General features: G+C 75.2%; 12 protein-coding genes. 9 read left to right on the forward strand and 3 right to left on the reverse strand.

Going from position 1 to position 15,120, the window contains the following annotated elements; translation table 11 throughout:
* Window positions 1–121: 121 nt before the first annotated feature.
* The 6 genes from AB0K43_RS23910 to AB0K43_RS23935 all read left to right on the forward strand — a co-directional run bounded on the left by AB0K43_RS23910 (window position 122) and on the right by AB0K43_RS23935 (window position 7,783).
* A complete protein-coding gene (locus AB0K43_RS23910; RefSeq protein ID WP_350642571.1) occupies window positions 122–418 on the forward strand; it encodes a DUF503 domain-containing protein in 297 nt (98 codons plus the stop codon).
* A gap of 149 nt (window positions 419–567) precedes the next feature.
* Complete coding sequence (rbfA, locus tag AB0K43_RS23915) at window positions 568–1,017, forward strand: 30S ribosome-binding factor RbfA (protein ID WP_363642973.1); 450 nt, start codon at window positions 568–570, stop codon at window positions 1,015–1,017.
* 2 nt (window positions 1,018–1,019) lie between these two features.
* Window positions 1,020–2,111, forward strand: coding sequence for a bifunctional oligoribonuclease/PAP phosphatase NrnA (locus AB0K43_RS23920; RefSeq protein WP_363642975.1), 1,092 nt, complete (start codon window positions 1,020–1,022; stop codon window positions 2,109–2,111).
* A gap of 146 nt (window positions 2,112–2,257) precedes the next feature.
* Window positions 2,258–3,163 (forward strand): tRNA pseudouridine(55) synthase TruB, encoded by a 906-nt coding sequence (gene truB / locus AB0K43_RS23925; protein ID WP_363642977.1) that lies wholly within the window; start codon window positions 2,258–2,260, stop codon window positions 3,161–3,163.
* Window positions 3,164–3,415: 252 nt separating this feature from the next.
* Complete coding sequence (locus AB0K43_RS23930) at window positions 3,416–6,760, forward strand: serine protease (RefSeq protein ID WP_363642979.1); 3,345 nt, start codon at window positions 3,416–3,418, stop codon at window positions 6,758–6,760.
* A 78-nt stretch (window positions 6,761–6,838) separates the two neighbouring features.
* Window positions 6,839–7,783 carry a bifunctional riboflavin kinase/FAD synthetase gene (locus AB0K43_RS23935; RefSeq protein ID WP_363642981.1) on the forward strand — a complete coding sequence of 315 codons (945 nt, stop codon included), beginning with the start codon at window positions 6,839–6,841 and terminating at the stop codon, window positions 7,781–7,783.
* Between the two features lie 72 nt (window positions 7,784–7,855).
* Here AB0K43_RS23935 and AB0K43_RS23940 read toward each other — a convergent pair whose 3' ends face one another.
* The 3 genes from AB0K43_RS23940 to eccE form a co-directional block, all read right to left on the reverse strand.
* Window positions 7,856–9,985: a MinD/ParA family protein gene (locus tag AB0K43_RS23940; RefSeq protein ID WP_363642983.1), complete on the reverse strand. Its 2,130-nt coding sequence runs from the start codon at window positions 9,983–9,985 to the stop codon at window positions 7,856–7,858.
* Window positions 9,986–10,237: 252 nt separating this feature from the next.
* Window positions 10,238–11,005 (reverse strand): hypothetical protein, encoded by a 768-nt coding sequence (locus AB0K43_RS23945; RefSeq protein ID WP_363642985.1) that lies wholly within the window; start codon window positions 11,003–11,005, stop codon window positions 10,238–10,240.
* The gene (gene eccE, locus AB0K43_RS23950) at window positions 11,005–12,366 is read right to left on the reverse strand and encodes a type VII secretion protein EccE (RefSeq protein WP_363642987.1); all 1,362 of its coding nucleotides are present in this window, start codon (window positions 12,364–12,366) and stop codon (window positions 11,005–11,007) included. The genes AB0K43_RS23945 and eccE overlap by 1 nt, the downstream gene beginning before the upstream one ends.
* Before the next feature lie 197 nt (window positions 12,367–12,563).
* Between eccE and eccB the strand changes: the two genes are divergently transcribed.
* From eccB to AB0K43_RS23965, 3 genes are all read left to right on the forward strand, one after another.
* Window positions 12,564–14,141: a type VII secretion protein EccB gene (gene eccB / locus AB0K43_RS23955; RefSeq protein WP_363642989.1), complete on the forward strand. Its 1,578-nt coding sequence runs from the start codon at window positions 12,564–12,566 to the stop codon at window positions 14,139–14,141.
* A gap of 178 nt (window positions 14,142–14,319) precedes the next feature.
* The gene (locus AB0K43_RS23960; protein ID WP_350642556.1) at window positions 14,320–14,622 is read left to right on the forward strand and encodes a WXG100 family type VII secretion target; all 303 of its coding nucleotides are present in this window, start codon (window positions 14,320–14,322) and stop codon (window positions 14,620–14,622) included.
* Between the two features lie 82 nt (window positions 14,623–14,704).
* Window positions 14,705–15,004, forward strand: a complete 300-nt coding sequence (locus tag AB0K43_RS23965; protein WP_363642992.1) for a WXG100 family type VII secretion target — start codon at window positions 14,705–14,707, stop codon at window positions 15,002–15,004.
* Window positions 15,005–15,120: the final 116 nt, after the last annotated feature.

Below are 15,120 nucleotides of genomic sequence, written 5' to 3' on the forward strand. Positions count from 1 at the left end.
GGCCGGTCGACGGGGGTGAATTCCCGTCGACCGGCCCCGGTCTCGCTGTGTAGGGTCCACGTACGTCCGCCCCTCGTGGGCGGTCCCTACGAGGCCTCCAGGTCGGCGAGACCTGCCTTACATGTTCGTGGGAACACTCACCTTCGACCTGCTCCTGGGCGACGTCCACTCGCTCAAGGAGAAGCGTTCGATCGTGCGGCCCATCGTGGCCGAACTGCAGCGCAAGTACAGCGTGTGCGCTGCGGAGACCGGGAACCAGGAGCTGCACCGCAGGGCCGAGATCGGCCTGGCGGTGGTGTCCGGCGAAGCCGGGTACGTGACCGAGATCCTGGACAGCTGTGAGCGGCTCGTCGCCGGCCGCCCCGAAGTGCAGCTGCTCTCCGCCAGGAGACGGTTCCACAACGACGACGATGACTGAGAGCGGCGACGGTGGTGCCCAGGCGCCACCGTCACAGAGCCGAGGACCGAGAGCGCCCACAAGGCTGGGCGCGGGCAGGTACTTTGGGGCATGGGCCCCGCCGGGCGAGTGTTGTCCCGGATACCGAGCCCACCGCACGAGGAGGCAACGTGACCGACACCGCTAGGGCGCGCAAGCTCGCAGACCGTATCCAGGTGGTCGTGGCCGAGACCCTGCAGCGCCGGATCAAGGACCCGCGGCTGGGCTACGTGACCATCACGGACGCCCGGGTGACCGGGGACCTGCGCGAGGCCACCGTCTTCTACACCGTCTACGGGGACGAGACCGAGCGCCAGGCCAGCGCCGCGGCGCTGGAGAGCGCCAAGGGCGTGCTCCGCTCCGAGGTCGGCAGGCAGACCGGGGTGCGCTTCACCCCGACGCTGACCTTCGTGGCCGACGCACTGCCGGACAACGCCAAGAACATCGACGACCTGCTCGACCGGGCGCGCCAGTCCGACGCGGCGGTCCGTACCGTCGCCGCCGGCGCCAGCTACGCCGGAGAGGCCGACCCCTACCGGGTGCCGGGCTCCGAGCGTGACGACGCGGACGAGGACGAGTAGTCATGGCGGGCGAGCCGGCAGCGGCCGGCACCACCCCGGGGGCGACCTCCACCAGCACGGTGGAGGGCGCCCTCGCGGTGCTTCCGGGCCCGCGCGCCGAGGCACCCGGGCTGGAGCACGAGTGGCAGCGCGCGGTGGCGGCGATCGGCCGGGCCACGGTGATCGACCTGATCTGCCACATCAACCCCGACGGTGACGCGCTCGGCTCCGCGCTGGCGGCCGGCCTGGCGCTGCGCTCGCTCGGGCACCGGGTCCGGGTCTCCTTCGGCGACGACCCGCAGGTGATCCCGGAGTCGCTGTCCTTCCTGCCCGGCCAGGAGCTGCTGGTGCCCGCCGCCGAGGTGCCCGAGGTGCCGGAGCTGGTGCTCTGCTTCGACGTGGCCGCCGAGAGCAGGCTCGGCCTGCTGCACGCCAAGGCCTTCGCCGCCCCGGTGCTGGTGGTCCTCGACCACCACGCCTCCAACCCGGGCTTCGGTACCCACCGGCTGATCGACCCGACCGCCCCGGCCACCGCGGTGCTGGTCGACGAGCTGCTGCGCCGCCTCGGCGTGCCGCTCGACCAGCAGCTGGCCACCTGCCTGTACACCGGCGTGGCCACCGACACCGGGTCCTTCCGCTACGCCGCCACCACGCCCGCCACCCACGAGCTGGCCGGCCGGCTGCTGGCCACCGGCATCCGCCACGACGAGATCTCCCGGCAGCTGTGGGACACCTCCTCCTTCGGCTACCTCAAGGTGCTCGCCGCCGCCTTGGACCGCGCCCGCTACGAGCCCGAGCAGGCCGGCGGGCGCGGGCTGGTGTGGACCTGGGTGCCCTACCAGGACCTGGTGCTCTACGGCGTCACCGTCGAGGAGCTGGAAGGCCTGATCGACGTGCTGCGCCGCCCGGCCGAGGCCGAGGTGGCCCTGGTCCTCAAGCAGGACCCGGACGGCACGCTGCGCGGCTCCAGCCGCTCCCGGGGCACCGTGGACGTCGCCGCGGTCTGCGCCGAGCTGGGCGGCGGCGGGCACGTCTACGCGGCCGGGTTCGCCGCCCGCGAGGACGTGCCGGCCACCATGGACCGGTTCCGCGCGGCGCTCGACCGGCAGGGATAGCCGCCGGGCGCGGCCGGGGCGGTGCCCCGGCCGCGCTGCGGCGTGCCGTCGTGCCCGGGTGCCTGGGTGCCCGAAACCGTCCGCCCGTCCGCCCGTTCGTCCGACCGCCCGTTCGCCCGCCCGTTCGCCCGTACAGAGAAGAGCCCATGAAGCGCAAGGGAACCGGCCCCGACGGCCTGGTCATCGTCGACAAGCCGGAAGGCATCACCTCGCACGGGGTGGTGGCCAAGCTCCGGTGGCTGGCCGGCACCAGGAAGGTCGGCCACGCCGGCACCCTGGACCCGATGGCCACCGGCGTGCTGGTGATCGGGGTGGAGCGGGCCACCCGGCTGCTCGGGCACCTGATGCTCACCGCGAAGACCTACGAGGCCACCGTCCGGCTCGGGCAGAGCACCGTCACCGACGACCGGGAGGGCGAGGTCACGACCTCGTCCTCGGCCGAGGGCGTCACCCCCGCGGCGATCGACGCCGGCATCGCGGCGCTCACCGGCGAGATCATGCAGGTGCCGTCCAAGGTCAGCGCCATCAAGATCGACGGCAAGCGCTCCTACGCCCGGGTGCGCGAGGGCGAGGAGTTCGAGCTGGCCGCGCGGCCCACCACCGTGCACTCCTTCACGGTGCACGACCGGCGCACGGCGGTGGCCGAGGACGGCACCCCGGTGATCGACCTGGACGTCACCGTCGAGTGCTCCTCCGGCACCTACATCCGGGCGCTCGCCCGCGACCTGGGCGAGGCGCTCGGGGTCGGCGGCCACCTGACCGCCCTGCGGCGGACCAAGGTCGGCCCCTACGGGGTGGAGTCGGCCCGCACGCTGGAGCAGCTGGAGGAGAAGCTGGAGGTGCTGCCGATCGCGGAGGCGGCGGCCGCCGCCTTCCCGCGCTGGGACATCGACGCCGAGCAGGCCCGGCTGCTCTCCAACGGGATGAAGCTGCGGGCCCCGGGCCTGGGCGTGGACGGCCCGATCGCGGTCTTCGACCCGGACGGGCGCTTCCTCGCGCTGGTGGAGGAGCACGGCGCGACCGCGCGCCCGGTCGCCGTCTTCGTCGGCTGACCGCCCGCCCCCGAGGCCGCAGTCCGGATTCCGGGCGGCGGCCTGCTGCTGTTCGGGCCGGAGTACGCCGGCGCGGCCCCGGTTCACCCCGGGTTCACTCCCACGAGGGAGCGCACGAGGTGAAAAGCCGTGGTGAACGGCGTGGGTGGGGTGGCGCTCCCACCGCGCTGGGCAGGCTCCCCGCGGCGGTCACGACCGCCACGGCGGGCCCGGTCCGGCGCCCGACCGGCCCGGTGCGGGAGGCGGAGCGGGATGGCCGGAAGGTGTTCCGGTGCGGCGGCGGATCCGGCGCAGGCACTGCTGCTGGTCCGGGATCTGGACGGACGGCTGCGCGGGCTCGGGTTCCTGGCGGACCGGCAGGGCACCGTGGTCACCGCGCACGAGACCGTGGCCGGCCTCGACCGGGTGGTGCTGCACACCCCCGGCGGCCAGAGCCGGGTGCTCGGAGCGGAGAGCATCGAGGCACTGCCCGGGCACGGGCTGGCCCTGCTGCGGACGGAGTCGGTGGGGGGTCTGCCGGGGCCGGCGCTGGCGATCGCGGCCGGCGCGGGGGAGTGGCCGGTCCTGGTGGTCCGGGACGGCGAGGCCGGGCCGCTCCCGGGTGGGGTGCTGGGCCGGGCCGCCGCCGGATATCCGTGGCAGGACGGCTTCCTGACCGTGCCCGGGGCGCTGCTGCTCCAGCCCGACCGGCCCGGCGCCCCGCCGCCGCCGGCCGGCGCGCCGGTGCTGGACGCCGAGACCGGCGCGGTGCTCGGCGTGCTCGCGCCAGGGCTGCGCAGCAGCCGCCCCGGCGTGCTGACGGCCGCCGCGCTCCGCCCGGACGACCCTCCCGAGGGGGCGCTGGCCGAGCTGCTGGAGCGCAACGCGGCCCAGGTGCCGGCCTTCGGCCGGGCGCTCAACCTGGCCGGGCTGCTCCAGCTCGGATCCGTCCAGCTCGGCACGGCGACGGCCGGCCCGGGCCGGATCGCCGCCCTGGCGGCGGACCGGGTCGACCGCCCGGACGGCATCTGCGGCGAGGAGCCGCAGCTGCCCGTCACCGTCCTGCTCGGTGCCCTCGGCAGCGGCCGGACCACCGAGATGGCCGCCCTGGTGGTCCGTCGGACCGGCGGCGGCCGGCCGCTGCCCACGCTCTGGCTGCGCGGCGGCGACCTCGATCCGGCGGACGACTCGCTGGCCGCTCCGGTCGCCCGCGCGCTGGCCCGGGCCGCCGGGCTGCTCGGGGTGGGGGCGCCGGAGCCGGGCGAGGCGGCCCGGATCGGTACGCGGGCCCGGCGCCCGCTGCTGGTGGTGCTCGATGCTCCGGAGGAGGCCCCGCAGACCCCGCCACCCGGCTGGCTCGCGGCGAGCACCGAGTGGCTGGCGGCCACCGGCGCCCGGCTGCTGGTCGCCGCCGGACCGGACGGCTGGGAGCGGCTGGCCGGCGGCCGCCACGAGGCCCGGGTGCACTGGCTCGGCCCGCTGCCCGCCGACGCCGCGGCCCGGGCCGCCCGCCGCTACGGAGTGCCGGCCGACCGGCTCGGCCCGGCCGAGGCGGCCCACCCGCTGGCCGTCCGGCTGGCCGGGGAGCTGGTCGCGGCCGGGGTGGCGGATCCGGTGCCGGGGCGGCCCGAGCTGTTCGCCGCCCACCTGGACCTGGGCTGCCTGCGGGTGGCCCGGCGGCTGGCGGCGGGGGCCCGGCCGCGGCGCTCCGGGGCGCACCGCCGGGGCGCCCCGCCGCCGGCCAGCGAGGACGCCGGCCGGGTCCGGCGGCTGGCCGCCGTGGTGGCCGGCCGGGTGCACGAGGCGGCCCGGCTGATGCTCGGCACCGGCCACGGCGCGCTGGCCGCCGCGGACTTCGAGCGGCTCTTCCCGGCGGCCGGCGGCTGGGGCCCCGCGGTGCTGGCCGAGGGGCTGTTCGTACCGGCCGGGCCGGGCTTCCGGATGCCGCACGAGGAGGCCTCGGACTGGCTGCAGAGCCTGCACCTGGATCTGGACCGCGCGCTGCGGCTGCTGCTCGCCGACGGCGCACCGGCCGGGGCCGGGCCGGCGGTGCACGGCGTCCCCCGGCACCGGGTGGGGCCGGTGGCGGCCGCGCTGGACCGGCTGGCCAGGACGGCCGGGGCCCCCGCACTGGACGCCTGGCTGCACCGGCTGCGGCAGGCCCTGGAGGCCGCCGAGCCCGGCAGCGAGAGCGACTGGTGGGCCGGGCGACTGCTGGCGCAGGTGCTGCCGGCCAGCCCCGAGCCCGCGGTCCACCTGGCGCTGCTGGAGCTGCTCGCCGAGCGGGCCGAACGGGACGCCCGGTTCGGGCCGGGCTTCTGGTCGGCGCTGGCCCTGCAGCCGGCCGAGCGGCTGGCGCTGATCGGCCGGCTGGTCCGGGCGGACGGCTCCGAGCAGCCCTTCGCCGCCGTCGCCGCCGAGCTGCTGACGGCGGCGCCGCGCACCGTGATCCCGCTGCTCTGCGACTGGTTCGAGGTCTCCGAGCCGGCCGCCGCGCTCGCCGGCGACCTGCTCCTCACCCACCGCCGGCTGGCACTGGACGACCTGACGGAGGTTCTGGTGGCCGCCGCGCACCCCAGGGCCGACCGGCTGCTGGGCCTGCTCGCCGCCGAGGAGCCGTCCGCGCTCTGCCGGGCGGTCGACCGGTGGAGCCACGACCCGCGGCCGGAGCGCCATGTGGCCGCCGCGGTGCACGCGCTGCGCACCGCGCCGTACGCGACCGGCTCGGGGCAGCGGCTGCTGCGGCACACCGCCCGGGTGCTGCTGGCCCGCGAGGAGGAACCGGCGTTGCACGGAGCCGCGCTGGCCCTGCTGGTCCGGGATCCGGTGACCAGGGCCCAGGTGCTGGCCGAGGCGCTGGCGGCGTACCGGTCCGACGATCCGTTCGTCACGGCCGAGGTGCTGGCGGCGGCGCTGGCGGAGCGGCCCGAGGCGGTGCTGACGGCCTTTCGGGAGCGGCTGGGCCGGCCCGGGGCGGCCGCGGCCCCCGCGTTGCGGGTGCTGGCGGAGGCCGCCGACCCGGCGGTGGCCCGGCAGGGCATGCTGCTGGTGGCCGAGCTGCTGCGGGAGCGCGCGGACCGGGCCGCGCTGCTGGCCGGTTACCTGGACCGCCTGCTGGCGCTCGGCCGGGACGTCCGGCCGCTGCTGGCCGAGGTGATCACCGCTCCGCCCGCCGCCCGGCGGGCGCTGGCCGTGCTGCTCGCGGTGCCTGCGGACCCGGAGCGCGGGCGGCTGCTGGACGCCCTGCTGGCCGCCGAACGGGACCAGGAGGTGCTCGCCGCGGTGCTGGAGGGGCTGGTGGAGCGTGCGGCCGAGTACCGGCCGGTGCGGCTGCGGGAGCTGGTCCGGCGGATCGGGGCCCGCTGGTCCGGCGCGGATGCGCTGCTGGTGCGCTGCGCGGGCCGCTCGGCCGGGTTCGCGCTGCTGCTGGCCGAGTGGCCGCCGCAGGAGCCGCCGCCGCCCGGCGGTCCGCTGCTGGCCCGGATGCGGGCGCTGGCGGCGGCCGGGCGCGACCCGCAGTACGCCGCGGCCGAGGCGGAGCGCGGTGGCCCGCTTCCGGCGCCGCGCGCAGCGGCCGTTCCGGTGCCGAAGCCGGGACGGGCGCATGGCACGCTATAGGGGATCAGGTTTGGGTGTTCGAGTGCGCCGGGCGTGCAAGGCACGGCAACCACGGCATAGGAACAAGGAGCGGTCAGGGTGCAGCGCTGGCGTGGCCTGGAGGAGATCCCCGGGGACTGGGGGCGCAGCGTCGTCACCATCGGATCGTTCGACGGTGTGCACCGCGGTCATCAGCTGATCATCAGCCGGGTGGTGGAGCGGGCCCGTGAGCTGGGCGTCAGGTCGGTGGTGGTGACCTTCGACCCGCACCCCAGCGAGGTGGTGCGGCCGGGCAGCCATCCGCCGCTGCTGGCGCCGCAGCCCCGCCGCGCGGAGCTGATCGAGGCGCTCGGGGTGGACGCGGTGCTGGTGCTGCCCTTCACCCTGGAGTTCTCGAAGGAGTCGCCGGAGTTCTTCGTCCAGCAGGTGCTGGTGGACGCGCTGCACGCGCGGCTGGTGGTGGAGGGCCCGAACTTCCGCTTCGGCCACCGGGCCGCCGGCAACGTGGAGCTGCTCGCCGAGCTCGGCCGGGCCGACGACTTCGAGGTCGAGGTGGTCGACCTGCAGGTGCGCGGCGCGGCCGGGGGCGGCGAGCCGTTCTCCTCCACCCTGACCCGCCGGCTGGTGGCCGAGGGCGACCTGGTCGGAGCCGCCGAGGTGCTCGGCCGGCCGCACCGGGTGGAGGGCATCGTGGTGCGCGGGGCGCAGCGCGGCCGCGAGTTGGGCTACCCGACCGCCAACGTCGACACCGTTCCGCACAGTGCCGTCCCGGCGGACGGGGTGTACGCGGGCTGGCTGACCGCCGCCGGCGAGCGGATGCCGGCCGCGATCTCGGTCGGCACCAACCCGACCTTCGACGGCACCGCGCGCACCGTCGAGGCGTACGCCATCGACCGGGTCGGCCTGGACCTCTACGGCCTGCACGTCGCGGTGGAGTTCCTGACCTACCTGCGCGGGATGGAGAAGTTCGAGTCCATCGACGCGCTGCTGGACCGGATGGCCGACGACGTGAAGCGGGCCCGCGAGCTGACCGAGGCGCCCTGACGGCCCGTCGCCAAAGAACGCCTCGGCCCGTCGGACGGATCGTCCGACGGGCCGAGGCGTGTCAGCGGCTGCTCACTGCTGCTGGGGGTAGCCGTACCCGGGCGGGGGCGGCTGCTGGCCCTGGTCCTGCGGCGGCGGGTAGCCGTATCCGGGCTGCTGCCCGGGCCGGCCCTGCTGCAGCCACTCCTGCGGGGGCTGCTGGGCGCCCTGCTGGGGGTAGGGCTGCTGCCCCGGCTGCCCCTGCCCGTAGCCGGGCGGCGGGGCCTGGCCGGGCTGCGGGGCCCAGGGCGCGCCCGGCGCGGGGGCGCCCTGGTAGCCGCCCTGCTGGGGGTACGGCTGCTGCTGCGGGTACCCGGGCGGGGGCTGCTGCTGCGGGTAGCCCTGCTGGGGGTAGCCCTGGGCCTGCCAGCCGCCGCCCTGCTGGGCGCGCGCGATGTCCTCGCCGACCAGGGTGGCCAGCTCGAAGTAGGCGTCCCGGACCTTGGGCCGCATCATCTGCAGGTTGACCTCGGCGCCGGCCGCCAGGCTCTCGTCGAAGGGCACCACCACGACGCCGCGGCAGCGGGTCTGGAAGTGCGCGACGATGTCCTCGATCTTGATCATCTTGCTGGTCTCGCGGACCCCGGAGACCACGGTGATGCTGCGCTGCACCAGGTCCGCGTAGCCGTGCGCGGACAGCCAGTCCAGCGTGGTGGACGCGCTGCTGGCACCGTCCACGCTCGGCGTGGCGACCACGATCAGCTGGTCGGCCAGGTCGAGCACCCCGCGCATCGCGCTGTAGAGCAGCCCGGTGCCGGAGTCGGTCAGGATGATCGGGTAGTGCTGGCCGAGCACCTCGATGACCTGGCGGTAGTCCGAGTCGTCGAAGGTGGTGGAGACCGCCGGGTCCACGTCGTTGGCGACGATCTCCAGGCCCGAGTTGAGGTCCTGCGAGGTGAACTGCCGGACGTCCATGTAGCTGCGCAGGTGCGGGATGGCCGTCACCAGGTCGCGGATGGTGGCGCCGGTCTGACGCTTGATCCGGCGGCCGAGCGTGCCGGCGTCCGGGTTGGCGTCGATGGCGACCACCTTGTCCTGTCGCTCGCTGGCCAGGGTGGCCCCGAGCGAGGTGGTGGTGGTGGTCTTGCCGACACCGCCCTTGAGGCTGATCACGGCGATCCGGTAGCAGGTCATCACCGGGGTCCGGATCAGCTCCAGCTTGCGTGCCCGGTCGGCCTGCGCCGCCTTGCCGCCGAACTGGAACCGCGGCTGCTGGCGCTGCGGCTTCGGCTGGCCGCGCAGCAGCCGGTCCGAGGAGAGCTCGACGGCCGCGGTGTAACCGAGCGCCGCGCCGTGCGCGGTCGGCTGCTGGGCGCCGCCCTGGAACGCGGCCGGCGCCTGCGGCATGCCCTGCTGCTGCGGGTACGCCGGGGGCTGCTGGTACTGCGTGGGCTGCGGCCAGCCGCCCTGGCGTGGGTCGGCGACCGGCGGCATCGGCTGCTGGTGCGGCGGCTGCTGGTGCTGGGGCTGCTGCTGCGGCGCCCACGGCTGGGCCTGCTGCGGCTGGGCCTGCTGCGGGTACGGCGGAGCGGGCGGCGCCTGCTGGACCGGCGGGGCCTGCGGCGGAAGCTGCTGCTGGTACGCCTGCGGCGGGCCCGGGTGCGCGGCCTGCTCGGGGTTCGGCCAGGCCTGCGGCGGCAGCTGCTGCTGTTGCTGCTCGGCGGGGGCCGGTACGGGAGCGGGCGCCGGGGCCGGCGCTTCGGCCGCGGCCTGGACCGGCACCGCGGCCGCCTCGGCGGCGGCCGGCTGCACCGCCGCCTCGACCGGCGGCTGCTCCGCCGCGGCCGCCACCGGGGCAGGAGCCGGTGCGACGGGAGCTGCGGCGACGGGGGCGGGCTCGGCGAGGGGGGCCGGCGTGACGGGAGCCGGGGCGGGCGCGGGAGCGGCAGGAGCAGGCGCGACGGGGGCGGCGGCGACCGGGGCCGGGGCGGCGGGGGCCGGCGCGGCGGCGGCCTGCTGCGGTGGCACCGCGACCGGCGGGGCGGCGGCCTGCGGGGCCGGCGCCGGGGCCGCCGTGACGGGGGCGGGCGCGGGGGCCGCCGGTGCGCCGTCCGAACTCTGCGTGTACCAGGACGGTGGCGTGTAGTCAGGGGCATCGGACCAGTCGTCGTCGTCCTCCGCCGCGTTGTCGCCGACGTAGACGCCGTCCCGATCGCTGCTCACTTTGGCTCCCTCGTTTTCGCCGCCGCTGTGCGCGGTACCGTCGGCAACAAGACTAGGACGTGATCCGTGGTCATCAGAAGGCGGTATCCATCTCACCCCGTGGTGGACCGGCCGGGACGGACCGCACCGACCGCCCGAGGAGTGAACGCCGTCCGGCGCCCCGCCTACCCCGCGTGCGGGCCAAGCACCCGTGCCGGCCCGCCCTGCCGGGGGCGGGCCGGCACGGGCCGGGCTGGCGTACGGGGCGCGAGGTCAGTCCATCCGGCGCGGGGCGCCGAGCACCTGGGCCTCGGCCTCGCCGGGATTGGTCATCACGTACTGACGGCGCATCCGGGTCGCCCACAGGGTGATGTTGTCCCCGAGCGTGGGCAGCGCCGAGACCTCCGCGCTGCCGAGCGAGAGCAGCCGGCCGACCAGGTCGGACTCCTGCGGGGAGATCCGCTGCAGACCGACCAGGTCCGCCGCGTTGAGCACCCGGGAGGCGTTGGGCCCCAGGTACGGCAGCAGCGTGAGGGTGGTCTGCCACGGCGTGGCGGACAGCCGGCTGCGCGCCGGGCGGGCGCCGAGGTCGCGGACCACCAGGACCGGCGAGGCCACCGAGGCGCCCTGGGCGCCGAGCCGGCCGACCTGGTGCACCGTGACGCAGGGCTGGCCGCCACCGGCCGCCTGCGCCATCGGCGCCCAGGCCTGCGGGCGACCGGTCTCCACCGCGACCCGGGCGCCGGTGGCGGCCGCCCGCAGCGCGATGATCTGTGCCGTCCACATGCCGCCGACCAGCACCACCTCGTACGAGGACGGGCGGAACAGCCCGATCACGGCGGGCTGCTGCTGCGGGTCGACACCGATCAGCACACCGTCGTCGCCGACCGGGAAGGCCAGCGCGCCCAGGTCCTCGGTGGTGAGCACGTGCTTCTCCCGGCTGGGGCCGCGCAGGCCGAAGCCGGGGCGGATCCTGGGCGGGAGGGGCTGGTCGGCGCCGGGCTGGGGCTGGGCCTGGACGGGGTAGCTCTGATAGGCCATCAGGAAGTCCCTCCCAGGGGCAGCGTGGCGAGCAGGCCGGGTGCCTGCTCCAGGTCGAGGCGGGTCAGGCCGACGCCGGCGCTCTGCGCACTGGACTCCACCAGGCGGCCGACCTGGGCGACCTCGCTCTCGCTGCGCCCGGTGACCCGGACGTGGCCGCTGATCGCGACCGAGCCGCCCAGGCCCCGGCCGGCGGTCAGGCTGAAGGTGCTGGCCAGCGCGGGCGAGCCGGTGACCAGGTTGACCAGGTCGGGGGCGGAGATCCGGCCGGGAGCGCCACCGGGGCGGCTGAGCTGCGGCCACTTGGAGATCCAGTACGTGCTGTGCCAGCGGTCGTCGATCCGCCAGAACTTGCCGCTCTCCTGGGTCCGGCGGGCGCCGAGCCCGCCGCCGCCGGTGCCCTGCCGGCCCGCCACGGCCATCGGGTTGGCGCAGATCGAGATGGCCAGGGCCGCGATCAGCTCGCGCTCGTCGAGCACGGTGGCGGTGAACCCGGCGCTGTTGAGCCGGCCGGCCAGCTGGTCGGTGACCCGCTGCAGCGCCTTGCGGGCGCCCTCCTCGCCGCCGCCGCGGGCCAGCACGGCGTCGGCCGCCCGCTCCGGGTCCAGCTTCAGCGCGACCCAGGTGAGCCGCAGGCCGGGGGTGGTGAGACCGTCCGGCAGCTGGTGGTAGGCGCGGAAGGCCAGCGACTGGTCCGGCAGGTGCGGGGCCGGGGCGGGCTGGGTGTGCTGGACCAGCTGCACGGACTCCAGGTTGATGTCGTCCACCTGGAGGGCCGAGCAGATCACGTCCAGCGGCAGCGGCAGGGCCGTCCGGTGCGGACGCAGCGGCTGGTCCTTGGCCTGGACCAGCAGGACCGAGGTCAGGAAGGTGCCGTCGCCGACCATGCCGGTCTCCCGGCGCATCGGACGGCCGTCCCCGAGGTCGGTCTCGGTCGCGTGGGTGTAGGTCCGCAGCGCCGGCTCCAGTTCGAGCGCGGGGGCCAGGGCCGGGTCGGTGCCCGGCGGCGGCACGTTGTACTGCGCCTCGCGGCGGCGCGACTTGAGGGCGAGCCGGACCCGGATCCCCTCGCTGGCGGTCCGGCCCGCGAGCGGCAGCAGGGCCACGACGACGAGCAGGACGGCGGGCACCGCGAAGGCGCCGGCCATCATCGGGCTGATCGTCCAACCGACCGCGACCAGGGCCGCGGCGACCTCCAACAGCACCAGCTGCTGCAGCCGGAGGCGGCTGGTCAGCAGCCCCGGCCGCGGGTGGACCTTCGGCGTGACCGCGCCGGTCGGCGCGGTCCGGCCCCGGTCGTGGTTGCCCGACGTTCGGCCGTGCGATGTGCTGCGTCGCGCAGGAGCGGACTGGCTTGGCATCCCCCGAGTGGCCCTCTCTGATCAGATATCACGGCCCGGTTGGCCGGTCGGCGAACCGTACCCGTACCGTACTCACCGTCTGCTGCCGCATCGTAGAGGGTTGGCCGGGGCACTCGCCCGCCGGGTGGCAGACTCGCGCACTGCGGACGAGTGCTGACGAACGCACAGATGTCGGTCATACAGGGGAGACGACAAGCATGGCATCACGCCGGGACGAGCTGAACGCCTACACCTTCGCACGCAAGCGGATGGTGGGTGCATTCCTGCAGCCCAGCGGCGGCGGCAACGACGAGGACGCGCCCCGGCCGGTGCGGGCGGTGCTGCCGAGCTTCGTGGTGGCCGCGGTGGCGGTGGCCGGTTTCGGCATGTGGGGAGTGATCAAGCCGGCCGCGCCGGTGAACTGGGACAGCGGCAAATACATCATCCAGGCCAAGGAGTCCACCACCCGGTACGTGGTGCTGAAGGACCCCAAGAGCGGTGACATGGTGCTGCACCAGGTGCTCAACATGTCCTCGGCCCGGCTGGTGCTGCCCGCCGGCGCGACCGTGATGCCGGTCGCCGACAGCGTGCTGGACAAGTACAAGAACCGCGGCGCCACCATCGGCATCCCGTACGCGCCGGACCGGCTGCCGAAGGCGGACGACGCCGGCAAGGCCAAGCGGTGGTCGGTCTGCGACCGCCCGGGCAACGCCGAGGACGCCCAGGTGGCGATCGGCCAGTCGGTGTTCGTGGCCGCCGGCCAGGAGTCCGACCGGCTGGCCAAGCCGGGCGAGAAGCTCGCCGACGGCGAGGCGCTGTTCGTCCAGGAGCCCGGCCAGCCGGGCAGCAAGTACCTGGTGGACGCCAACGGTGTCCGCCACGCGGTCGGCCGGGCCGGCGCCTCGGACAGCGACCAGACGGCGATGGAGGCGGCCCTGTTCGGCGGCAACGCCAAGCCGCAGCAGGTGACCGCGGAGTGGCTGGCCACGCTGGAGAACGGCAAGGCGGTGACCTTCCCGGCGATCCCCGGCTACGTCGCCGGCACGGTGACCAAGTCCTCGGTGCCGATCTCCGCCCCGGCCGAGCGCAGGGTCGGCCGGGTGCTGCAGTTCCAGGACCGCTTCTTCGTGGTCGGCGTCGACCAGCTGTACACGGTGACGCCGTTCCAGGCCGAGCTGCTCCTCAACTGGCCCGGCCTGGCGGCGGCGTACGACCAGAAGGCGCCGGCACCGTTCCAGCTCACCCCGGCCGACCATGCCGCGCTGACGCCCAAGATGGACACCGCGCGGATGGCGGCGACGCCGGACATGCCCACCAGCAAGATCGAGAAGGCGGCCAACTCCGGTACCGGCAGCGGCTCCCGCTCGGTCATCTGCAGCACCTTCGAGGGGATCGAGAAGAACACCGTCAAGCGCTCGGTCTGGGCCGGCACCGAGTACCCGGCCACGGTCGCGGCCGGTTCGCTCAGCGCGCACGTGACGCCCGGCCACGGGCTGCTCTACCGCGCCGTCGACAACGTCGGCCAGGACAGTTCGGGCAGCGACTTCCTGATCACCGAGACCGGTCTGCGCTACTCCCTGCCGAACAACAACGACGGCCCCACCGGCTCCGCCGCGAACCCCTCCGCCTCGGCGGCCGCGGCCCCGCCCGGGGAGAAGACCGAGGGCAACGAGGCGCAGGCGAGGCTCGGCTACAAGGACGTGGCCCCCACCCTGGTGCCGGTCGCCTGGTCGAAGCTGGTACCGGGCGGCGGCGTGCTGAACACCTTCGCGGCCACCCAGCCGCAGAACGCGTGACAGTTCGTCATTCCGCGTCCCGGCGCAGTGTCATGGTCTGGTAACTACCCGCCACCCGGTGTTGGGGGTCTTGCGCCGGACGGCTAAAGTTCTCTGGGACATCACACCGTGGTGTCCGAAGGGTAGACCGTGCCAGGACTATCCCGGATGAAGTCTGTCTCATGGGGGACGGTGGATCATGGCTGGTCAGTTCAGGACGACCGCTGAGGAGATGAACGCGTTCGCCAACCGCATTGGCGAGGTGAACGCGCAGGTGCAGGGTGAGATCGGGAAGCTGAACTCGCTCGTGGACCAGATCGCGTCGGGCTGGCAGGGTGCGGCCGCTGCCGCCTACCAGCAGATGCAGTCGCGGTTCAACGAGGACGCGAACGCACTGAACAAGGTGCTCGACGAGATCAAGCAGGCGATCGAGGCCACCACGAAGCTCTACGCCGCGACCGAGCAGGACCAGCAGTCCTCGCTGTCCGGTATCGGTGGCTGAGCCCTCCCGGGCGCACCGCATCCCAAGCCATGACCGCGGGGCCCGCGCAGGGCGCTGACGGTCTCATCGACAAGGAGAGACAATGTCCGGGAACAACGGCGGCATTCTCGTCAATTTCTCGACCATCCAGAACGCGAGCTCCGAGGTGCGGCAGACCGCTGCGCGCATCCAGTCGCAGCTCGACGACCTGAAGTCGGGTGTGCAGCGCATCGCGTCCAGCTGGGAGGGCTCGGCCCAGGAGGGCTACCAGGCCCGGCAGGCGCAGTGGGACGCCAAGGCCGCCGACCTGCAGCAGGTGCTCGGCCAGATCGCCACGGCGCTGGACAACGCGGCGCAGAGCTACCAGGCCACCGAGCAGAAGAACGCCGCGGTCTGGGGCTGATGAGCGGCTCCCAGGCCGGGGGCCGGGGGCGGCACATTGCTTGACAGTGGGGCGGGCGTCCGGCAGGGCGCCCGCCCTTCGCGCGTCGCACCGGCGCGCACGGCATCGTGTGGAAC

Origin of the sequence: Kitasatospora sp. NPDC049258, assembly GCF_040678895.1 — a bacterium.
Classification (GTDB): domain Bacteria; phylum Actinomycetota; class Actinomycetes; order Streptomycetales; family Streptomycetaceae; genus Kitasatospora.

Coding starts and splice junctions, on each gene's coding strand:
- AB0K43_RS23960 (WP_350642556.1), top strand. CDS start 14,320: ATGGCTGGTCAGTTCAGGACGACCGCTGAGGAGATGAACGCGTTCGCC.
- AB0K43_RS23920 (WP_363642975.1), top strand. CDS start 1,020: ATGGCGGGCGAGCCGGCAGCGGCCGGCACCACCCCGGGGGCGACCTCC.
- AB0K43_RS23945 (WP_363642985.1), bottom strand. CDS start 11,005: ATGGCCTATCAGAGCTACCCCGTCCAGGCCCAGCCCCAGCCCGGCGCC.
- eccB (WP_363642989.1), top strand. CDS start 12,564: ATGGCATCACGCCGGGACGAGCTGAACGCCTACACCTTCGCACGCAAG.
- AB0K43_RS23930 (WP_363642979.1), top strand. CDS start 3,416: ATGGCCGGAAGGTGTTCCGGTGCGGCGGCGGATCCGGCGCAGGCACTG.
- AB0K43_RS23910 (WP_350642571.1), top strand. CDS start 122: ATGTTCGTGGGAACACTCACCTTCGACCTGCTCCTGGGCGACGTCCAC.
- AB0K43_RS23965 (WP_363642992.1), top strand. CDS start 14,705: ATGTCCGGGAACAACGGCGGCATTCTCGTCAATTTCTCGACCATCCAG.
- truB (WP_363642977.1), top strand. CDS start 2,258: ATGAAGCGCAAGGGAACCGGCCCCGACGGCCTGGTCATCGTCGACAAG.
- eccE (WP_363642987.1), bottom strand. CDS start 12,366: ATGCCAAGCCAGTCCGCTCCTGCGCGACGCAGCACATCGCACGGCCGA.